This is a genomic window from Microcoleus sp. A6-C6, from assembly GCF_036705955.1.
GTDB lineage: Bacteria > Cyanobacteriota > Cyanobacteriia > Cyanobacteriales > Microcoleaceae > Microcoleus.
The window spans coordinates 57,660-78,028 of record NZ_JAUBVR010000026.1; the positions used below are offsets into that span (position 1 = coordinate 57,660).

Here is a 20,369-nt window from a genome sequence, read left to right on the forward strand (position 1 = left end):
TGGTATATTCGTCATATCAAAGTTCTCGTTAGCTTATGGGCGTACTTAAATCATACTCATCTTGAATATTCTTGATTCGGAAACTAGCATTAAATTTTTTCTTAAACTGACTTTGTAGCTGTTGTATACTTGTTGTCTGTTTTGGCACTCGTGTAGACACGACAAAACATAGCTTCTTAATCTTTTGGGGATTTTCCGAAAGTAAATTAATAGTTGATTCTATTTGTTTAACCGCATGTGCAATATCGCTTCCTTTCAACTCTACATATATTTCTACTGCATCAGAAGGAATGAGTGCGTAGTCGCAACGCAAAGTCTCATTGTCAATAACGCAGCCATCAACCTTAATTATTAATATTTCGTCTTTATTCGGGTTGAGGAACGTTATTTTACTTTTGTTTTCCTGCAAGACAATCTTGGTGTCGGATCTATGTTCCTCACACTCTGGAAGACTTTTCATATTACGATTCAAACTAAGTTGAGAAGTTGATCGAATTCAATAGCTAGTTCATCAGAAACAGAATCAATGACTCGCGCATCAATCAACCCAGTATCAGGACACACAATACTATTGCATTTTCCATCGCTCAAAACATAGGCTGAGAGATCGTCAACATCTAATGATTTGTATCTAGATACAATCTTTTCTAGTTGATGTTGTATATCTTCGCTGGACTCTTCATAAAGAAGCCCAGCCTGGAGCAGATTATTAAGTGCTGTCAGGACATAAGGACTATGGGTAGTTATAAAGAATTGAAGTTGCTCTTTGCGAGAATTAAAGACAGTAGCGATCAACTCGACAATATTACGCTGGGCACTTGGAAATAAATGCGCTTCCGGCTCCTCAATATACACTGTCTGACCGACAGGAGGGGAAGCTAGAAAAGGTAGTGCCGCTAGAATAATTGTCAGAGGTAATGTTTCCTGTTGACCGGAAGATGAGTTGACAATATTCATGCGTCTTCCATCTGCGGCCTCCAGAAAATCTTTGCCTTTTTCGTGTATATGCTTACCGCATAAAGACTGCTCTATGAGCCTGTTTATTTCCTCTAGTATGTCTTTTGTATATTTATCTTCAAGATCATATTGTATACGCAAATTTTTTATCTTTCCGTATGTTAAGCCAAACGATATTAGAAATGGATCTAAGGTATTATTACTTGAGATAATAGAAAAAATATTGCTCTGAAGATTAGAGAAAAATGAGCGGCCAGCAGGAATAAAAAGCTGATTGAAGGCTGCCTCTCGACCAATGGATCTGCCTAAACTTTCTACTAAGTGATCTTTTAAAATTTTTTGGCTGAAAAGTGAACTATAAATAATATCAAAACTAGGAGCTATTTTCGAGCTTTTCTCTCTTCCCTTTTTTAGCAAATTGCGTAGGTCTGCCAATTCTTTCTTGAAAAAATCAGAATAGCTGAGGGAAATTCTACCTTTGGTATCCTGTTTTCTACTAACTTCTATAAAAACATTGGAAATTTCATACCTGATGAAAAAATGTTCTTTTCCCCAACAATCAGGAGGAAAATATTCCTCAAACCTCTTGGAATAGTTTGAATCTAGATTGCGTTTTGTCTGCTCATTATCTACAACCGATAAAATTTCCCATACGAAGTTCTTAAAATAAAAAAGGAGTTTAGCGCAAACACTTTTACCGCTGGCTTGAGGGCCAATAAGTATATTTATTCGTTTGATTTCAATCTCCAAATCCTTGATGCCAGCAAAGTTTCTAACTATTAATTTTTCAGCCATAATTGAAATCAAGTATGGTAAGGGCTTCTATCATCTTAACATACCAATTTAATTTTTATGGTTAAAGTGGTCACTTTTGTGTTACATGAGCCGAATTAGTCAGCGTAGAAAAAACCTTAAAAACTTTCATTAATATCAAGATTGATTTATATCATTTGTACGAATATAGTCCTGGATTACCACCATCTGTATCTTAAGTCGATCGCCACACCGTAAAGCAAAGCAATCTCAACCAGAAAATCACTGCATCGGTTTGATTGCTGGCTATAACCCATCGCCGATATTTCCCGCTGAAAAAAATCTAAGACCCGACTAAAACAGGACACTCTGAAATCCGGCAAATATTGGACACAGTTGGCTGGTGGGAAACGACTAGCAGTTCGTGAGGATACCGGGGACGCGGGTCATTTTCTAACCAGATGGGGGGTACCATCATCACTTCATAGTAAGCGATCTTATGCAAAACTCCAGGCTGGGACTTCAATTCTACTGTCAAGCCCGCTCGGTACTCAAATGCTTCTTCCCAATCTAAGTTTTCATTCATATCCATATTCATATCCATAGCGATCGCGCCTCTTATCTTGTTTCGTTTCTCAATTATAGAGCCCTACATAAAACATTTGGTACTTTCTGTTGTTTTTGATACATTTTTTAACTTTTATGTGATATCCCTGACAATTTAACAGAGAAGAGCAATTGTCAATAAGTAAATAGGCTGATTTTGCCGGCTGGCGACAAGCAAGCCCAACAGCTAGGCTTGACAAGAGTTTGAGTTGATATTTATCAAAAAAAGTCGGGGCGGGCGATCGAACCGCGAAGACGTTTATGACACATTCGTAAGAGAAGAGAATTTTAAGGACTGAAGTCCGAACGATCAAACCTATTTTTGCAAGTTTTTCTAGTATTTTATAAATAAAGAAACCCGGTTTATTTAAAAAACCGGGTTTCTGGATGAGTGAAAACTAAACTAATTTCACTGGGGTTTTTTCTTAGTCGCCGTCTTTTTAGCAGTTGTTTTTCTTCGCCGCCGTCTTAGTTGACTTTTTCGATGCTGCTAGTTTTTGGGCCCGCTGCTGCGGCAAGAGGGCGGGGTGATACGGGCAGGAAAGCCGATCGCACATATCGCCTTTTTGGTGGCCCAGGAGATTTTAGGCCAACGCGAGGTTATTTATGGGGCGTTTGGGGCGCGAAAACAGAAGGCTCAGGTTTCGCGGTTACGGTTGTGTGTTGCGTCACCGCTGTTGTTTTGCGGAGTCGCCAGATTTTTGAGTTGGCGATCGGGTAAAAATGTGTTTGAACCGGGTGGAATGGTAAAGTATTCCAGAGAAGATGCGATTTGTGCGATGCTTGTATTGACAAAACTCGGATTCCCGTGTGGTTGCTCGCTAGCTATCGCAATGACGGCGCTACCGATGCTTTTATCCTAGATTGCTATCCCCATCTGAGTGCTGCTGATTTAGTAAATGTTTGGGCTTATACTGAAGCTTATCCTGACGAAATTGAGGAAGCAATTAGGCTGCAAGACGAGGCTGACGAAATCTTAGATACACCTGAAAATATCCAGTAAACCTACGATCGCGCTACAATAGTAAATATATACATATTGCATAAATCAAACAGGTTGTATGAAAATTCAAGAATTAGAAGCACAACTCCTAGCCTTGACGCCAAGCGAAAAAGCTCAAGTTATTCAATTATTAACCCAAAATCTAGCTAACACCTGGCAAGGAATTAGCAAAACTCCCGGTGTCTGCGGTGTCTGCGGCGGTGATGCTTGTATTAGAAAGACTCGGATTTCTGTTTGGGTGTTGGTGAGTTTTCGCCACTTGGGTATGAACGAATCCCAACTCTTAGATAACTATCCCACACTAACTGCTACTGATTTAGCAAATGCCTGGGCTTACGCGGCCGCTTTCCCAGATGAAATTGAAATAGCTATCCGCGAGAATGACGAGGCAGACGAAATCTTAGATACACCGGAAAATATCAATTAGTAAAATATGCCATAATATAAATATTCGTTTCATAGCCTTCCACCTATGACCGCCCAAATCACCTTGAATTTGCCAGATGAAGTCTATCACCAAGCAGAATTGCTAGCGCAGCAACGCCACCGCAGCGTCAGTGAGATTCTAGTAGAAACTCTGGAAAATTTCCTATTACCACCAACTTCTAAACCAGTATCAGAATTGTCTGATGCAGAAGTAATCGCTCAGACTCAACTCCGGCTGCAACCAATCCAAGAACAACGATTAAGTGAATTGCTAGACCGCCAACAATCCGGTACAATTGCCTCTGTAGAACGCGATGAATTGCAGGCATTAATCCACATCTATGAAACTCGACTACTGCGACAAGCTCAAGCTTTAAATGAAGCTGTGCAGCGCGGCTTACTCGAACCATTAAAAGGATAATCACAATGGCAATCTCCGAACAAGTTCGAGCCAGAGTTCGCGCACAAGCTCAAAACCGATGCGGTTATTGTCGCAGTTTACAAATGTATGTCCTGGGAATATTGGAAATTGACCATATTATTCCTAAAGCGATTGGCGGTACTGATGAGGAAGAAAATCTCTGGCTGGCTTGTAGTTTGTGCAATAATTATAAAGGAACCCAAACTGACGCATTAGATCCGGTCACGCAAAAGCACGTTAAGTTATTTAATCCGCGTACTCAACAATGGTCACAATATTTTGCTTGGAGTGAAGACGCTACAGAAATTATTGGACTTACAGATTGCGGTCGTGCCACAGTTATAGCACTACAACTAAACAATAATATTGCTATTACCGTTAGGCGTCAGTGGGTTAGTGCTGGATGGCATCCGCCAACAGAGATTAAACCCGACAGTTGAATGAATATTAACCTACTTTTGCCAAAGAACGAACTGTTAAGATTTCATCAGGGCGTAGAACTTCTACAGTAGAGATTGGGACTGCTATGACTGCAATAGACTCACCAACAGCATTAAATATTTCCAACAGACAGCCCTCTTCACCACCACTAGGATGAGAAACAAAATCAACCAGTGTTGCAATATCTCCAGCTTTGAGTTGATATTCTGGTAAGTCACGGGTTAAAGCAACTTCCTGATATAGCTCTAGGGTCATGTCAAGTCTCCTTACATTCACAGCACTTGATGAATGCTCTCAACAATCTGCTCAATAAAGTCTACTGCATCGCCAACAAGCACCTCATCAATATTCCATCTATTTCCGATGTTGAAAGTTGGATCTATATCAGCTTCATGAGCAATCTTATTTCTCCGATCAACTATCGAATTGAGTTGTTGCTTAATATCTTTTGCTGGTTTGCTTATCTTATTAGCCACATCATCCCACAACTTTTTGTCTGAAATATATCTGATTGCATCAGCAATTTTGTCTGCTTGCTGGAAGCTCTGATATCCTAGACGTTCCCTAATCTCATCCTCCAACCAAGAGGCATTATTCAGCCTTTTCACAACGCTACTTGATATTGCAGGGATTAAGGCTGCAACCGTATAAGATTGTTGTAGAAAAGCAGAACCGTGAGTTTGTTCAATTTCAGTTTCCAGCCATGAGGCAATATCAATCGCCGCTAATCGCTCCTGACGAGCACCACCCAACGACACTTGAAAACGTGAGAAGGCTGACTGAGTAGTATTTGCTGAAGGCGTTGGTTCTGAACGTTGTCCTCGATGAATTTCTAACATTCCTAATGTCACAACCTCATGCACGTAATAATCCAACGCGCTCACTGCAAGAACTAGCGCGGCTCGTAGCATATCTGACACATCTAGCGCACCAGTAGCTTGAGCTTTAACGGAATTATGAAGGGCAATTAGGTCTCGGACGCGACGAATGCTAATACGAAATTGGTCAAGCGCTGACTGCATATACGGAGCTTTCTGAACTTAATGCAATGATGTTATCTGCCAAGTCTGAAAAAGTTTGTCTAAACTCTTCCAGCTTCTTCTTGTTATGCTCCAAGACAATTCCTGATTGTCCCAATTGCTGAGGCGTTAAGGCATAAACTGGTGTTCGATGTTCTTGAGACAGAGCAATCAGACTGTTAAAATTTGAAATCTTGGCAAGGGAGAGGCTGTCTTGAAGTCCCAGATCCTGGTAAGCCTGGCTCGGCAGCATCATATTGCTTTGGCGTAGGGTTGGAATCAATTTGTTAGCAACAGTTTGCTCAATCTTCTCAATCCAGGTTTGGAAAGCAGCAGTTTCTTTGCCTCGAATGATTCGATAGTTCTGAACAACTATCCCTAAAAAACGTAGCGTGATATCAGGAAACGGATAATTTGCTTCTTTCAGGATTTGGAGTGAGCTTGCCGACTTTGCCCAGGCATACCATCTTGGCAAGACCTTAGCCAAAGAGTCGATTGCCATCACGGAGAAAAAGTCAGCAGTAGTAGGCACTAAGAAAAAGTCACTTATCATCAACACATTTTGATTAATTGATCCTAAACTTGGACTCATATCAATCAGCATATAATCTGCATTAAACTTAGTCGCTGTCTTTTCAAGCAAATCATTGATAGAACCTGGTAAATTCTTCAGAGTTTGAATTGAGCCACTTAATTCTTGAGCAATACCTAGCGTCACTTCATACTCAGTCAAACCAACATTACCAGGTAGAAGGAATAAATCATCCCGACCTTGTATTGGGATACAATCCACAGCTTCAATTGCTCTTGGTTGTGCCTCAAAAGCCGGAGCCAGTCCTGTCTTTATGTTTGAGGTTGTATTGTAGATTTCTTGAATTCTCGCCTCATCATCCTCAGTTTCTTCTTCCAGAACCTGGGCCGTGAGGTTACATTGTGGATCGGTATCCACAAGAATCACTCTTTTTCCTTTGGAAGCAAGCATCCAGCCTAAATTAAGAGTAGTTGTGGTCTTAATAACCCCGGCCTTGTGGTTGAATAAGGCAATTTTCTGAACCATTGCATCAAGCCTTTGTGTAAATGTCGCGATCGCTGGTCATCCAAAACAGAACCCAGAAGGCGAAGAATTATTTCACCTCTAACCATAAGTATAACTTGGAGCCTTCAGGCGGGAGTCTTGTACCAAAAAAAACTAAGTTTCCACCCAATAATTTCAAAGTGGCTTCCATACACTTAAGCAGAGCAAGCTAACTAAGCGTTAACTCGCCAATGCGGACTCAACACCTCATATCATCTAAAAGTACCGCATATTTTGTATCCAGTCAAGCTCAACTCAAGAAAACTATCAAAATTTTCCCGTTGGTCGTAATGCCCTACTACACTCAAACCCAATTTGAAGGACTGAAATCCTTACTACAAACCTCAATTTGTCAAGTCTCTTACCAACAAAAAAAACCGGGCGGGCCAGGGGGCACCGCCCCTACACCGTCCGGGTTTCTCAATGAGTGAAAACTACACTACATTCAAGTTGTCTTCTTCTTAGTCGCCGTCGCAGTCGCCGCCTTCTTAGTAGTCGTTTTCTTAGCAGTCGTCGTCTTCTTAGCAGTGGTTTTCTTCGCCGCAGTCTTCTCAGTGGCAGTCTCCGACTTCGCCGCAGTCTTAGTAGACTTCTTCGACTTACTGCTAGATTTTCCGCCGCCCGCCGCTTCCTTCGCTGCTAACAAATCCAGCGCTTTTTGTAAGGTGAAATTCTCCACAGATTCATCCTTAGCTAAAGAAGCATTGATATCCCCGTGTTTCACGTAGGGCCCATAACGGCCATCGTAAACATTCAACAGTTCTCCCGACTCTGGATGCGCCCCCAATTCCTTCAAAGGTGTCGCTGATTTACTGCCACGCACGGCTTTTGGCTGCGATAATAACTCTAAAGCCCGATCGATCTCGATAGTCAAAACATCATCCGGCGGCTTGATCGATCGATAATCCTTACCAACCTTACCCTGGTCGTGAACAACATAAGGCCCGTACATCCCCAAATTAGCCTGCACCTTCGCCCCCGTCTCCGGGTGAGTTCCCAACAACCGAGGTAGAGTCAACAAACTCACCGCCATATCAACCGTCACGCTATCCTTATCAGTTCCCTTCGGTAAAGAAGAACGCTTAGGTTTCTTATTCGTTTCCGAAACATCCCCCAACTGAACGTAGGGGCCGTAATTGCCAACCAACACATAAATCGGTTCCCCAGTCTCCGGGTGAAGACCCAACTTTTCCGGGCCTTCCGTCTTTTGCTTTAACAGAAACTCCACTTTTTCCGGGTCTAAATCAGCCGGAGTCAAATCTTGCGGAATCGATGCTTTCACCTGGCCTTCTTCGCTTTCAGCTTCCAGGTAAGCGCCGTATTTGCCGATGCAAACTTTCGCCGCAATATTCTCCAATACCACAGTTCGAGCAACTTTCGCGTCAATCTGACTTTCCTGTTCCTTAACTTGGGTAGCGAGTCCCATTTCCCCTGTATAAAACTTTTGCAAATACGGCAGCCATTTCGCCTCGCCGGTGGCAATTTCATCGAGGGTTTGTTCCATGCGCGAAGTAAAACCAGTGTCTACTAAATCGGGGAAATGTGTTTCTAATAAAGTAGTGACGGCGAAAGCAGTAAAGGTCGGAATCAGGGCGTTAGCTATTAATTTCGCGTATCCCCGATCGACAATTGTACCGATAATACTCGCATAGGTACTCGGACGGCCAACCCCCTCGCTTTCCAGCATCTTCACCAGCGAAGCCTCCGTATAGCGGGCGGGAGGTTGAGTTTCGTGCCCCACAGCCTGCAAATCCTTGCAATTAGGTTTATCCCCCACCTTCAGCGCCGGCAAAATCACCTCTTGGTCTTCCAAGGCCGCATCTGGGTCGTCGGAACCTTCCACGTAGGCGCGCAAAAAGCCGGGAAAATCAATGCGTTTCCCGCTGGAACGGAAACCGGCATCTTCTACCTGAGTTTGTAGCGTGACGTGAGTTTGGCGGGAATCGGCCATTTGAGAAGCCACTGTCCGCTTCCAAATTAAATCGTAGAGGCGGAAGTCAACGCCACTCAATCCGGTTTGCTGCGGAGTCCGAAAACTGCTGCCGGCCGGGCGGATAGCTTCGTGGGCTTCCTGGGCGCCTTTGCTTTTCGTGGTGTATTTGCGCGGTTGGGGGCTGAGGTATTCGCTACCGTACAGTTCTTGCACACAACTGCGGGCGGCGGTAATCGCCTGTTCGGATAAATGCACCGAATCCGTCCGCATATAGGTGATAAAACCGCGTTCGTACAAACTTTGGGCAATTCGCATGGTTTCCCGCGCACCCAGCCTCAGCTTGCGGTTAGCCTCCTGCTGTAAGGTCGAGGTCGTGAACGGCGGCGAGGGTTTGCGGGTGACTGGCCGTTCTTCGAGATTGCTAACAGTCCAGGGTTTGTTTTGAATGCGTGCGAGTAAAGCCCGCGCCTGGTCTTCGTTGAGCAAAAGTACGCGGCGGCCTGCGATAATTTGTCCGGTATTTTCATCAAAATCGCTACCGTTGGCAACTTTCACGTTCCCGACTGTGACGAGTTTGGCATCGAAGGAAATTTTGCCTTTTTCCAAAACGGCTTTCAAATCCCAGTAGCTACCTTGGCGGAAGGCGCGGCGTTCGCGTTCCCGGCGTACTAACAGCCTGACTGCGACGGACTGGACTCGCCCTGCGGACAAACCCCAGGCGATTTTCTTCCACAGTAGCGGAGATAGGGTGTAGCCGACGAGTCGATCGAGAATTCGGCGCGTTTCCTGGGCCTGTACAACCCGATTGTCGATATCGCGGCAGTGGGTTAAGGCGTCGCGGATGGCTTCGCGGGTGATTTCGTGAAATACCATCCGCTTGATGGGAACTTTGGGTTTGAGGATTTGCAGCAAATGCCAGGAAATGCTTTCGCCTTCTCGGTCTTCGTCTGTGGCTAGAATCAGTTCTGTAGCGTCTTTTAGCGCGTCTTTGAGTTCTTTAACAATTTTCTTTTTATCTTTGGGGATGACGTAAAGCGGTTCAAAGTCTGCTTCCACGTTGACGCCGAGTTGCGCCCATTTTTCTCCTTTAACGGCTTCTGGTATTTCTTCGGCGGAGGATGGGAGGTCGCGGACGTGGCCCATAGATGCCTCTACTCGGTAGTTGGAGGGCAGGAAGTTACGAATGGTACGGGCTTTGGTGGGAGATTCGACGATGACTAAAGTTGACATGGCATCTTTTTATATATGGATGGCGGCGCAGTTAGAGTGTCTAATTTACAGAGTGTAGGTCGGATGTCAAGGCTTATGGGTACTTTAGGGGATTATTTTCAAACTACCTTAATTTTTAAGTTATTGCCGATCGGGTTGCAGGTGACAAGCTGATGCGATTTTACTGATTTCGGCGCAGAGGCTGGGAACCCTTGTCTCTGGAAGATGCACGGGGATGTCATGACTGACTGTAGCAGAATTGACGGGAACCTGGATGTTGAGACTGCTGGATGCGGGCGGATAGTTCCTGAAGGTGGCGTAGCGATCGCCAAACGTATTGCTAGTCGTAATATTGGCATAGCATAGAGTTAGCAGTTATCACAAAAATGAGGTATCGATCTCTCAATCCCTCAATTTAAAATCTAAAATCTCAACTTCTCACCTTTTTGAGACGTGAATATAAAGGGAAGACAGCCATTTCTCAGTAAAAAAATCCAGATTTATGTTAAGACCTGCGGAAAGTAGATTTTAAGTCAATACGGTTTACTTAACGCTTTTTGACGAATTTCTTAAGTCAACCATAAGGCGGTAGGGGCGGGTTTAGCTCATAATTTATGAAATAATCGACTGTATCAAGGCAAAACCCGCCCTCTTAAGTAAACCGTATTGGATTTTAAGTAATAAATTATGCACTTCAAAAATCTTTTTATCCGTTAATATACGGTATGAAATTATAATTTATAGCTGAATTCCTCGATAAAAGTAAGTAAAAACCGATCGTGAAAGTTGAGGGTGCGGAATGTGGGTAATAAGGGCGGGGGCAGATCTGCATTAGCAAGTATTTATGAAATTGATCTGATCTATGCTGGATGTTAAGCTATAGGAAAAAGTCATTATTCATCATCATTATTATTGAAAAATTTATGTTTTCTGTCGCTATCATCACGATCGTCAAAGTAGAACATATTCGAGATTACGTCGGTGAATTAGAAGATGAAACACGATCGAATGCTGAGACGATCGCTGGCGGTAAGAGTTTATGGTGAAATATCCCAAATAATCGGGAATCTTAGACACAGAAAATCGATCGAATCATCTCCATCACTCCACCCAACCCTATGAACACTCTAGAAAACACATCCCCTCAATCATTGCCTGAAATCCTTGGCTACACCATCGTTGAGCAGCTATATCTGGGGTCTCGCACGGCGGTGTATCGGGCTGTAAAAACCACTCAGCAGCGTCCGGTGGTGATTAAGGTATTGCGGCGCGAGTATCCCAGTTTTGGCGAACTCTTGTCGTTTCGCAATCAATATACGATCGCCAAAAACCTCAACATTCCTGGAATTGTAACACCCTTGAGCCTGGAACCATTGGGTAATACCTATGCCTTGGTGATGGAAGATTGGGGTGGAGTTTCTTTGGGCAATTATATCCAGCAGCAGGGATTGAATCTGACGGAGGTATTGGCTATAGCCCAACAACTCGCCGATATCCTCCACGATCTTGCCCAAAATCGAGTCATCCACAAAGACATCAAACCCGCCAATATTCTCATTCATCCCGCAACCAAACAAATCAAACTTATCGACTTCAGCATTGCATCTTTATTACCGAAGGAAACCCAAGAAATCCAAAGTCCGAATGTCTTGGAAGGCACGTTAGCCTACATCGCGCCCGAACAAACCGGGCGGATGAATCGCGGCATTGATTATCGGGCTGATTTCTATGCGTTGGGGGTGACGCTGTATCAACTGTTAAGCGGGAATTTGCCCTTTACATCACACGAGCCATTGGAACTGGTGCATTGCCACATTGCCAAAATTCCTATCCCTGTGAATCAGATGAATCCTGAAATTCCTGCAATCGTGGGGGCGATTGTCACCAAACTGATGGCAAAGAATGCCGAAGATCGCTATCAAAGTGCCAAGGGATTGCAGCACGATCTGGAACAGTGTTTGACGCAGTGGAAAGCAACCGGGGAGATTAAAGCATTTGAACTGGGAATGCGGGATTTGTGCGATCGCTTCACTATTCCCGAAAAACTCTACGGGCGCGAAACAGAAGTACAGTTGTTGCTTGCAGCTTTCAATCGAGTTGCGAATGGTGCATCCGAACTAATGTTAGTGGCTGGATTTTCTGGGATTGGTAAAACGGTGGTGGTGAATGAAGTTCATAAGCCGATTACCAGTCAAAATGGCTACTTTGTTAAAGGCAAATTTGACCAATTTAATCGCAACATCCCACTCTCGGCATTTGTGCAAGCCTTGCGAGATTTGATGGCGCAATTACTCTGTGAATCAGACAATCAACTTAAAAAATGGAAAGATCAGATTCTAGAAGCCGTGGGCGAAAATGGACAAGTTCTGATTGAGGTGATTCCCGAATTAGAACAGATTATTGGTCAACAACCAATTGCACCGGAACTGTCGGGTAGCGCCACCCAAAATCGATTTAACTTACTATTTCAAAGATTTATTGAAATTATTACGACGGCAGAGCATCCGTTGGTGCTGTTTCTGGATGATTTACAGTGGGCGGATTTGGCATCGCTTCAGTTGGTTAAACTGCTGATGAATGGCAGTCAGAATAATAGCGGCTATCTGCTGATGTTGGGGGCTTATCGGGATAATGAAGTGTCGCCGGTTCATCCGTTTGTGTTGACGGTGGAAGAAATGAAGAAAGCTGGGGCGATCGCCCATACTATCACTCTCGCACCGCTGGCATTTGAGGATACGAATCATCTGATTGCCGATACGCTAAATTGCGCGGCGGAACTCGCGCAACCTTTGACAGAATTAATTAATCGCAAAACTCAAGGCAATCCGTTTTTCACCACGCAGTTTCTCAAAGCCTTGCATGAAGACGGATTTATTCAGTTTACCCCCCCTTACCAAGGAGGAGCTACAGGGGGGTGGGAATGTGACATCACTCAAATTAATGCTCTGGCAATCACGGATGATGTTGTGGAGTTTATGGCGGTGCAGTTGCAGAAATTGTCCGACGAAACACAACAAATGTTGAAACTGGCGGCTTGTGTGGGCAATCAGTTTGATTTGAATACTTTGGCGATCGTTTCTGAAAAATCGCCCACTGATACTGCAACCGCATTGTGGAAAGCGTTGCAAGAAGGGCTGATTTTACCGACAAGTCAGGTTTACAAGTTCTTTCAGGATGCCGATCGCACAGATACTCAGAGTGATGCCAATCCAAACTATCGATTTTTGCACGATCGCGTTCAACAAGCTGCTTACTCTCTCATTCCCCAAAATCAGCAAAAGCACATACATTTTAAAATTGGCAAAAGATTACAAGCTCGTTATGCCGATAATTTAGAAGACGTTTTATTTGAAATCGTCAATCATTTGAATCTTGGTGTTGACTTTATAGAAATTGACTCCGAACGCGAAGAATTAGCTCATTTGAATTTGCGAGCTCTTGAAAAAGCGATGACTGCGACTGCTTATAAAGCAGCAGTAATATATTTTCAACAAGGAATCGATCTTCTTAAGGATAACTGTTGGGAATCTCAACATACAATGACCTTAAAATTTCATAAGTTAACTGCTCAAGCCCACTATATATCCGGTGAATATGGGCTGATGAATACGATTGCTGGAATAGTCCTCACTCATGCTGTTTCTTTATTAGATCGAATCTCTATTTATGAGATTCAAATCCAGGCTTATATCTCTCAAAATCAGCAACAACTTGCTCTAAATTTAGGATTAGAGGTTTTAAAACTGCTTCAAATCGAGTTGATTCAAGAGCGGCCTCAGCATACAGAAAATATTGAATCTTTAATTGAGTCCCCCGTTCTACAAGACCCTAAAATTATTGCAGCGCTAAGGATTCTCACCAATATTATTACACCAGCCTGGACTCTCAATCCTCAATACTTTAAGGAAACCATTTTAACGATGGTAAGCCTATCTCTTGAATTTGGAATGTGTCCGAATTCAGCTTTTGGTTTTGCTTGGTATGCGACATGGCTGTGCGAATCGGAAGGAGATATCGACTCCGGCTATCAGTTTGGCAAATTGGCCATGAAATTAGTTGATCGTTTCGCATCTCGTTCCTTACGTTCAAGCGTCTGTGTTCTTTTTGCCACTCACGTTTGTCATTGGAAAGAAAGCGTCCATCAATGCTTGCCCGTACACATCCAAGGTTTGGAGAGCGGTCTAGAAACTGGCAATCTTGAATATGCGTGTTACGCTGCTGCCGAGTATGCTCAGTATCTTTTCTTAACAGGTAAACCTCTTACAGAAGTAGAGCCGGAATGCCGACAAAAACTACAAATTATTAAAGTTCTCAAACAAGATTTTCATATTCAATATCTCGCTCCTTGGCATCAGGGAATTTTAAATTTACAGTCATACAAATTAGAAAATATCGAACAATTGATTGGAGACAGTTATGATGAAACAATGTTTTTAGAAGAAATCGTTAAAGAGAATAAACTCACTTTAGGTTTTTCTATCTTTTTTGTAAAAATGTTTTTGGCTTATCTTTTTGGTCGCTATGAAAAGGCTGTTAATTTTGGCGAGCTAGCCTGTCGTTATACGGCAGGAGTGTTTGGAACTTATTTCGTTCCTACGACCCTATTTTATCATTCTCTCTCTTTGCTCGTCCGCAATCAAGAAAATCATTCTGAACTTGATCGAGATGATTTAGCGCAGGTTGATCGTACCCTAAAGAAATTAAAAAATTGGGCGAACTTTGCCCCGATGAATTATCAACACAAATATACTCTCCTTAAGGCCGAACTTAATCGAGTGCAGGGGTGCCAGAGGGATGCGATCGAACTGTACGATCTGGCGATCGCCGGAGCCAAAACCAATGGCTACATCCAAGAAGAAGCCCTTGCGAACGAGCTCGCGGCCAAATTTTACCTAGACTGGGGCAAAGAGAAAGTTGCCGCAGCGTATATGCAAGAAGCTTACTACGGCTACGCCCAATGGGGAGCCAAAGCTAAAACCAATGACTTAGAACAACGCTACGGGCAACTCCTCGGGGCGATTCTTCAACCCACTCATCCTAGAATCCCATCAGAATTAACTATCCTCCCAACCGAGACAAGAAGCATAAGCAACAGCCACAACCCAAATATCTGGTTGGATTTTCCCGCAGCGATGGCAGCGGCTCAAGCGATCTCCGAAGAAATTGAATTAGAGAAACTGTTAGCGACTTTAATGCGAATTGCGATCGCCAATGCCGGCGCACAAAGTGGTCATTTAGTTTTGCACCAAGATAATCAATGGGTGACAATCTATCAAGCCGATGGAGAGAGTTCCCAACTTCTAGAAATTCCCCTCGATCGATACTCAAATCTTCCCCAAAGTTTGATTTATGCCGTTGCGCGAACTCAGGAAACCGCCGTGTTTGAAAACTTAAGTACAGAAACCCAATTTGCGGGCGATCGCTATCTCCTCACCCACACACCCAAATCTGTTTTATGTATGCCGATGAGTCGCCAAGGCAAACTCATCGGGATTTTGTACCTAGAAAATCAGATAACTGTCGGTGCCTTTACCCGCGATCGCATCGAGATACTCAAACTCCTCACCAGTCAAGCGGCGATCTCTTTGGAAAATGCTCGTCTGTACCAACAAACCGAAAACTATTCCCACACCCTAGAAGCCGAGGTTAAGCGCCAAACAGAAGCCCTCAAGCAAAAAGCTCAAGCATTAGAGGAAACGCTAGAACAGTTGCAACAAACTCAAGCGCACCTGATTCACAGCGAAAAAATGTTATCTCTGGGTCAATTAGTGGCCGGTGTTTCTCACGAAATTAATAATCCTATTAACTTTATTCATGGTAACATTAGTCATACTAAAAACTATGTCAACAACCTAATTGATTTACTCAAGCTTTATCAGTCTGAATATCCTAAAGCGAGTTCAATCATTCAAGCCAAAAACGAAGAAATAGAGATCGATTTCGTGATTGAGGATGTCACAAAAATTCTAGAATCGATGGAAGTGGGTAGCGAGCGCATTCGCCAAATTGTTCTGAGTTTGCGAAACTTTGCTCGATTGGATGAATCCACATTCAAAAAGGTAGACTTACAGATGGGGCTGGAAAGTACCCTGTTGCTTTTAAAAAACCGCTTGCAAGCTACTGAAAACCAACCCGCCATTCGAGTAGTCGAGGAGTACGATCGCCTGCCGCAGATTACTTGCTATCCGAGTCAGCTTAATCAAGTCTTTCTCAATCTGATTAATAATGCGATCGATGCCATTCGAGATAATCCTCAAAGGGGAGATAGCCCCGAAATTAGGATTCGCACAGCAGCGATCGACTCTCAGCAAATTCGGATTGTGGTTTCCAATACTGATAGTACGATTCCTGAGAGTATTCAAGCCCGAATTTTCGACCCATTTTTTACGACAAAACCCGTCGGTAGCGGTACGGGATTGGGGTTATTTGTGAGCTATTCGATTATCGAAAAGCACGGCGGTAGGCTCACGGTGCGATCGCATCCCGGAGAAGGAACGGAATTTGCAATCATTCTGCCGATCGAATGCAAACTAATATAAGTTCGTCACCTTTGTCATTCGTTACGCCATTCAAACCTGATTCGCCAACCCCAAAATTATGCTTGTACAACCCCTGCAACTTTCCGGCTACCACCTCGTTGAAACCCTATACGAAGGCACTCGCACCGGAGTCTATCGTGCAACTTGCCGCACCAGCGATCGACCCGTTATTATCAAGAACTTGAACAACCAATACCCAACCTTCCACGAGTTGGTGCAGTTTCGCAATCAGTATACGATCTGCAAAAATCTGCCGATACCTGGTATAGCTTAACCGCTTTGGCGGTTGCTATACAAAAGAAACCGGGTTTTTTATTTAATCTCGTGGTTCCAACCAAAGATTTACGCGAAAAACCCAGTTTCTGGCCACCCGTGCGTAAGTCCTACCTCTAAATTCTTTACACTGCGGAGGCAGACATTGTTTGTAGTGAAGCGGTTTCAACCGCCGACTCCCGCCAACTCCCCGGCAACAAACACCGGCCCAAGTGGGATCGCGAAGCTGTAATCAGTTACAATCCACCTTAGTAAAGAATTTTTACGAACTCACTGCCCATTACAGCCTTTTGGGCCTGTACTACCCAACCTGCGTGAAAATATGGATTTTGCTACTCTTGCCGCCCAGCTAAATGCTGGAACTATCTTGCCCGAGGGAATCATCATTGTCACCCTCTTGGTGGTTCTCGTCGGCGATTTAATCGTAGGCCGCAGTTCCTCTAATTGGACTCCCTACGTTGCCGTTGCGGGTTTGCTAGCCGCCGTTGGTGCTTTGTGTTTGCAGTGGGATAACGTTAATACCATCTCGTTTCTAGGCGGTTTTAACAGCGATGCCTTGAGTTTGGTGTTTCGCGGAATTATCGCTTTGACTACGGCTGTCACTATTTTGATATCCGTCCGTTATGTACTGCAAACGGGTACTGCTTTAGCGGAATTTATCTGCATTTTGCTCAGCGCTACTTTGGGAGCAATGTTCCTTTCCGGCGCTAATGAATTGGTGATGATTTTTATTTCGTTGGAAACTCTGAGTATCTCGTCTTATTTGCTGACGGGTTACACAAAACGCGATCCGCGTTCCAATGAAGCTGCTTTGAAATATTTGTTAATTGGTGCTTCTTCTTCGGCGGTGTTTCTCTACGGTTTGTCGCTGCTGTACGGGTTGTCTGGTGGCCAAACTACGCTAAGTGCGATCGCAGCTAACCTTTCTACTGTGAATGAAGGTCAATCTCTCGGTTTGGTGATTGCTTTGGTTTTTGCGATCGCCGGAATTGCCTTCAAAATCTCCGCAGTTCCCTTCCACCAGTGGACTCCAGACGTTTATGAAGGTTCACCAACACCCGTTGTCGCCTTCCTTTCCGTCGGTTCCAAAGCCGCCGGTTTTGCCCTAGCCATCCGGTTGTTAACAAGTGCATTCCCCGCACTTATCGAACAGTGGCACTTCGTATTCACAGCCCTAGCCATACTCAGCATGGTGTTGGGTAATGTAGTTGCCCTCGCCCAGACTAGCATGAAGCGGCTTTTGGCTTATTCGTCGATCGCCCAAGCCGGTTTTGTAATGATTGGTTTGGTTGCAGGAACCGAAGCCGGTTACTCCAGCATGATATTTTATCTGTTGATTTACCTGTTTATGAACCTAGGCGCATTCGCCTGCATCATCCTGTTCTCCCTGCGGACTGGAACCGACCAAATCAGCGAATACTCCGGTTTGTATCAAAAAGACCCACTGCTAACTTTAGCCTTAAGTATTTGCCTGCTTTCTCTCGGCGGAATTCCGCCCCTGGCTGGATTTTTTGGCAAAATTTATCTGTTCTGGGCCGGCTGGCAAGCTGGACTTTACGGCTTAGTTATCCTGGCATTAATTACCAGCGTAGTTTCGATTTACTACTACATCCGCGTCGTCAAGATGATGGTAGTAAAAGAACCTCAAGAGATGTCGGATGCGGTGAAGAATTATCCCGAAGTTCGCTGGAATCTTCAGGGAATGCGACCTTTGCAAGTCAGCGTCGTACTAACTTTAGTCGCGACAACATTGGCGGGAATTTTGTCTAATCCTTTGTTTAACTTGGCAAACGATTCTGTCACCAAAACTCCCATGTTGCAATCGGCAATTAGTCAGGTTGTACCGACTTATGCTGCGAAACTCGAATCGAATCTTTTGTCTCGCAACGATTGATTTTAGTGGGATTTGAAAGATTGGAAAGCGCCTAATTGTCAAAGATTAGGCGCTTTTTTATATCTTCAACCTGCGGAGGCAGGTGAGAGTTTGTATAGACGCGGTTTCAACCGCCCGGTCTTCTGTAATCAAATTCAAATCGCCGATGATTGTGATATACTATTAGTCATGATTTTTAACCGCAGATTTAAGCAGATTAATACGGATTAACGCAGATAAAATATAGTGGAGGTGTAAAAATGTTAGTAAAAACCAAGTCAAAGTTTTATACTCCAGATGAGTACCGACAGTTAGAAGAAACTACCGAGTTTAGAAATGAATACCGCGATGGAGAAATTGTAGAGATGGCAGGCGGCACAATTAATCACAGCCGGATTATCCGAAATTTGAGTAGAGTTTTGGGAAACTTGCTTGAGGGGCAACCTTTTGAGCTTTTTCACAACGATTTGCGGCTGTGGATTCCTCGATACCGGCGGGGAACTTACCCGGATATTATGGTGATTGAAGGAGAACCAGTTTTTACGGAAGGACATACCGACGAGATACTCAATCCAATCATGATTGTGGAAGTCCTTTCTAAGTCTACCAAGGATTTCGATAGAGAGGATAAATTTCGGTTTTATCGCTCGATTCCTGAATTCCGCGAGTATATATTAGTCAATCAATCCGATTTTTTAGTCGCACAGTATATTAAAAATGAATCGAATCAATGGTTGTTTCAGGAATATGAGGGAGAATCGGCAATAGTTGCTTTCGCTACGCTGGGAGTACAAATGTCGATGAGCGAGATTTACAACAAAGTAGTATTTGAAACGGAGGAAACGGAGGAAACGGAGGAAACAGAAGTACAGGAATGAAATTCAGACTATTGGGTGATGCAATATCCAGCTTGGTAACACTAAAACAATAATAATTTGGTTGGTGGTGAGGAATTTAGTCCTCTGATTTTTCTGAGGTAAAAAATGGATAACTACCGCATAGTCGAGACTTTGACGGAAAGTCAGGTTTCTGACTTGATGGATTTGTACAAAAACGAGTTTTGGTGCGACAAGCGGAGGCGGGAGGATGTGGTAAAAATGCTCGCCGCTACTGATGTTACCATTGGTTTGGTCGATGAGGGCGATAGGCTAATTGGCATTACCCGCGTCATCACCGATTTTGTCTACAGGGCGATGATTTTTGATGTGATTGTCAAGCCGACACACAGAAAAATGGGACTGGGCGCGGTATTGATGGATGCAGTTTTCAATCATCCCGAATTGTAAGCCGTGGAGAGTTTTTCGCTTAATTGTTTGCCGAAAATGATACCATTTTACGAGCGCTGGGATTTCACGGACGACCTGGGAGAAATTAAGGTTATGCGGCGCAAAAACCGCTAAACTCAGCTAATTTAAAGCCCAAGTTTTTCTCTAATCGCATCTGCTTTGAAACCTACTAAAACAGCAGTTCCATCTTTAACAAAAAGAGGACGTTTCAGCAGCATCGCATCCTTAGCAAAAGCCTCCACCCACTCTTCACTCGTCCAGTCTTGCTTCTCGTCGCCCAACGCGCGGTAAGATTGACCAGAAGTATTTCGCATTGGTTGAAAACCTAAAGCTTTGACCCAGTTTTGAATTGTTTCGCGATTGGGTGGCTGTTCTTTTGTGTTGATAAACTCGTAAGTAATGCTGTAATCTTTGAGCCACTGCATAGCTTTTTTGCAGGTGCCGCAGTTCGGGATTCCGTAAACTTGAATTGACATATAAAGAAGGAAGAAGGAAGAAGGAAGAAGGAAGAAGGAAGAAGGAAGAAGGAAGAAGGAAGAAGGAAGAAGGAAGAAG

General features: G+C 43.8%; 20 protein-coding genes. 12 read left to right on the top strand and 8 right to left on the bottom strand.

The window, feature by feature from the left end; genetic code table 11:
• Positions 1 to 28: 28 nt before the first annotated feature.
• The 3 genes from QUB52_RS12980 to QUB52_RS12990 form a co-directional block, all read right to left on the bottom strand.
• Positions 29 to 460, bottom strand: coding sequence for a hypothetical protein (locus tag QUB52_RS12980; protein ID WP_332972585.1), 432 nt, complete (start codon positions 458 to 460; stop codon positions 29 to 31).
• A gap of 8 nt (positions 461 to 468) precedes the next feature.
• Entirely contained in the window at positions 469 to 1,752 is a 1,284-nt protein-coding gene (locus QUB52_RS12985) for an AAA family ATPase (protein ID WP_332972584.1), read from the bottom strand.
• Between the two features lie 301 nt (positions 1,753 to 2,053).
• A complete protein-coding gene (locus tag QUB52_RS12990; protein WP_265235508.1) occupies positions 2,054 to 2,296 on the bottom strand; it encodes a hypothetical protein in 243 nt (80 codons plus the stop codon).
• 504 nt (positions 2,297 to 2,800) lie between these two features.
• Between QUB52_RS12990 and QUB52_RS12995 the strand changes: the two genes are divergently transcribed.
• Genes QUB52_RS12995 through QUB52_RS13015 form a run of 5 tightly spaced genes read left to right on the top strand, consistent with a single transcriptional unit; the run spans position 2,801 to position 4,606 of the window.
• Positions 2,801 to 3,037: a hypothetical protein gene (locus QUB52_RS12995; RefSeq protein ID WP_265235507.1), complete on the top strand. Its 237-nt coding sequence runs from the start codon at positions 2,801 to 2,803 to the stop codon at positions 3,035 to 3,037.
• 51 nt (positions 3,038 to 3,088) lie between these two features.
• A complete protein-coding gene (locus QUB52_RS13000; protein WP_332972583.1) occupies positions 3,089 to 3,319 on the top strand; it encodes a DUF433 domain-containing protein in 231 nt (76 codons plus the stop codon).
• Between the two features lie 58 nt (positions 3,320 to 3,377).
• A complete protein-coding gene (locus tag QUB52_RS13005) occupies positions 3,378 to 3,746 on the top strand; it encodes a DUF433 domain-containing protein (protein ID WP_332972582.1) in 369 nt (122 codons plus the stop codon).
• Between the two features lie 45 nt (positions 3,747 to 3,791).
• The gene (locus tag QUB52_RS13010; protein ID WP_332969469.1) at positions 3,792 to 4,166 is read left to right on the top strand and encodes a hypothetical protein; all 375 of its coding nucleotides are present in this window, start codon (positions 3,792 to 3,794) and stop codon (positions 4,164 to 4,166) included.
• 5 nt (positions 4,167 to 4,171) lie between these two features.
• The gene (locus tag QUB52_RS13015) at positions 4,172 to 4,606 is read left to right on the top strand and encodes an HNH endonuclease (RefSeq protein WP_332972581.1); all 435 of its coding nucleotides are present in this window, start codon (positions 4,172 to 4,174) and stop codon (positions 4,604 to 4,606) included.
• Positions 4,607 to 4,613: 7 nt separating this feature from the next.
• Here QUB52_RS13015 and QUB52_RS13020 read toward each other — a convergent pair whose 3' ends face one another.
• The 4 genes from QUB52_RS13020 to topA form a co-directional block, all read right to left on the bottom strand.
• A complete protein-coding gene (locus tag QUB52_RS13020; RefSeq protein WP_332972580.1) occupies positions 4,614 to 4,862 on the bottom strand; it encodes a DUF4926 domain-containing protein in 249 nt (82 codons plus the stop codon).
• Between the two features lie 17 nt (positions 4,863 to 4,879).
• Positions 4,880 to 5,629, bottom strand: a complete 750-nt coding sequence (locus QUB52_RS13025; protein WP_332972579.1) for a HEPN domain-containing protein — start codon at positions 5,627 to 5,629, stop codon at positions 4,880 to 4,882.
• On the bottom strand, positions 5,613 to 6,683 hold the full coding sequence (locus tag QUB52_RS13030) for a ParA family protein (RefSeq protein ID WP_332972578.1): 1,071 nt from the start codon (positions 6,681 to 6,683) through the stop codon (positions 5,613 to 5,615). Before QUB52_RS13030 ends, QUB52_RS13025 begins: the two co-directional genes overlap by 17 nt.
• Before the next feature lie 463 nt (positions 6,684 to 7,146).
• On the bottom strand, positions 7,147 to 9,864 hold the full coding sequence (gene topA / locus QUB52_RS13035) for a type I DNA topoisomerase (protein WP_332972577.1): 2,718 nt from the start codon (positions 9,862 to 9,864) through the stop codon (positions 7,147 to 7,149).
• A gap of 219 nt (positions 9,865 to 10,083) precedes the next feature.
• Between topA and QUB52_RS13040 the strand changes: the two genes are divergently transcribed.
• From QUB52_RS13040 to QUB52_RS13070, 7 genes are all read left to right on the top strand, one after another.
• Entirely contained in the window at positions 10,084 to 10,209 is a 126-nt protein-coding gene (locus QUB52_RS13040) for a hypothetical protein (RefSeq protein ID WP_265235501.1), read from the top strand.
• Positions 10,210 to 10,766: 557 nt separating this feature from the next.
• Positions 10,767 to 10,889 (top strand): hypothetical protein, encoded by a 123-nt coding sequence (locus tag QUB52_RS13045; RefSeq protein ID WP_265235500.1) that lies wholly within the window; start codon positions 10,767 to 10,769, stop codon positions 10,887 to 10,889.
• Positions 10,890 to 10,961: 72 nt separating this feature from the next.
• On the top strand, positions 10,962 to 16,382 hold the full coding sequence (locus QUB52_RS13050; RefSeq protein ID WP_332972576.1) for a trifunctional serine/threonine-protein kinase/ATP-binding protein/sensor histidine kinase: 5,421 nt from the start codon (positions 10,962 to 10,964) through the stop codon (positions 16,380 to 16,382).
• Between the two features lie 58 nt (positions 16,383 to 16,440).
• Complete coding sequence (locus QUB52_RS13055; protein ID WP_265235498.1) at positions 16,441 to 16,656, top strand: hypothetical protein; 216 nt, start codon at positions 16,441 to 16,443, stop codon at positions 16,654 to 16,656.
• Positions 16,657 to 16,977: 321 nt separating this feature from the next.
• The gene (locus tag QUB52_RS13060; protein ID WP_332972575.1) at positions 16,978 to 18,549 is read left to right on the top strand and encodes an NAD(P)H-quinone oxidoreductase subunit N; all 1,572 of its coding nucleotides are present in this window, start codon (positions 16,978 to 16,980) and stop codon (positions 18,547 to 18,549) included.
• Positions 18,550 to 18,788: 239 nt separating this feature from the next.
• Positions 18,789 to 19,406 (top strand): Uma2 family endonuclease, encoded by a 618-nt coding sequence (locus tag QUB52_RS13065; protein ID WP_265235323.1) that lies wholly within the window; start codon positions 18,789 to 18,791, stop codon positions 19,404 to 19,406.
• A gap of 105 nt (positions 19,407 to 19,511) precedes the next feature.
• Positions 19,512 to 19,814, top strand: coding sequence for a GNAT family N-acetyltransferase (locus tag QUB52_RS13070; protein ID WP_332972574.1), 303 nt, complete (start codon positions 19,512 to 19,514; stop codon positions 19,812 to 19,814).
• A gap of 125 nt (positions 19,815 to 19,939) precedes the next feature.
• Here the strand turns inward: QUB52_RS13070 and QUB52_RS13075 are convergent.
• Positions 19,940 to 20,369: Spx/MgsR family RNA polymerase-binding regulatory protein (locus tag QUB52_RS13075; protein ID WP_332976195.1), on the bottom strand; the 430-nt coding region annotated here is incomplete at its 5' end.

Coding starts and splice junctions, on each gene's coding strand:
- QUB52_RS12995 (WP_265235507.1), top strand. CDS start 2,801: ATGCTGCTAGTTTTTGGGCCCGCTGCTGCGGCAAGAGGGCGGGGTGAT.
- QUB52_RS13050 (WP_332972576.1), top strand. CDS start 10,962: ATGAACACTCTAGAAAACACATCCCCTCAATCATTGCCTGAAATCCTT.
- QUB52_RS12985 (WP_332972584.1), bottom strand. CDS start 1,752: ATGGCTGAAAAATTAATAGTTAGAAACTTTGCTGGCATCAAGGATTTG.
- QUB52_RS13060 (WP_332972575.1), top strand. CDS start 16,978: ATGGATTTTGCTACTCTTGCCGCCCAGCTAAATGCTGGAACTATCTTG.
- QUB52_RS13030 (WP_332972578.1), bottom strand. CDS start 6,683: ATGGTTCAGAAAATTGCCTTATTCAACCACAAGGCCGGGGTTATTAAG.
- QUB52_RS13005 (WP_332972582.1), top strand. CDS start 3,378: ATGAAAATTCAAGAATTAGAAGCACAACTCCTAGCCTTGACGCCAAGC.
- QUB52_RS13040 (WP_265235501.1), top strand. CDS start 10,084: ATGACTGACTGTAGCAGAATTGACGGGAACCTGGATGTTGAGACTGCT.
- QUB52_RS13025 (WP_332972579.1), bottom strand. CDS start 5,629: ATGCAGTCAGCGCTTGACCAATTTCGTATTAGCATTCGTCGCGTCCGA.
- QUB52_RS13070 (WP_332972574.1), top strand. CDS start 19,512: ATGGATAACTACCGCATAGTCGAGACTTTGACGGAAAGTCAGGTTTCT.
- QUB52_RS13020 (WP_332972580.1), bottom strand. CDS start 4,862: ATGACCCTAGAGCTATATCAGGAAGTTGCTTTAACCCGTGACTTACCA.
- QUB52_RS13010 (WP_332969469.1), top strand. CDS start 3,792: ATGACCGCCCAAATCACCTTGAATTTGCCAGATGAAGTCTATCACCAA.
- QUB52_RS13045 (WP_265235500.1), top strand. CDS start 10,767: ATGTTTTCTGTCGCTATCATCACGATCGTCAAAGTAGAACATATTCGA.
- QUB52_RS12980 (WP_332972585.1), bottom strand. CDS start 460: ATGAAAAGTCTTCCAGAGTGTGAGGAACATAGATCCGACACCAAGATT.
- QUB52_RS13055 (WP_265235498.1), top strand. CDS start 16,441: ATGCTTGTACAACCCCTGCAACTTTCCGGCTACCACCTCGTTGAAACC.
- topA (WP_332972577.1), bottom strand. CDS start 9,864: ATGTCAACTTTAGTCATCGTCGAATCTCCCACCAAAGCCCGTACCATT.
- QUB52_RS13015 (WP_332972581.1), top strand. CDS start 4,172: ATGGCAATCTCCGAACAAGTTCGAGCCAGAGTTCGCGCACAAGCTCAA.
- QUB52_RS13065 (WP_265235323.1), top strand. CDS start 18,789: ATGTTAGTAAAAACCAAGTCAAAGTTTTATACTCCAGATGAGTACCGA.
- QUB52_RS12990 (WP_265235508.1), bottom strand. CDS start 2,296: ATGAATGAAAACTTAGATTGGGAAGAAGCATTTGAGTACCGAGCGGGC.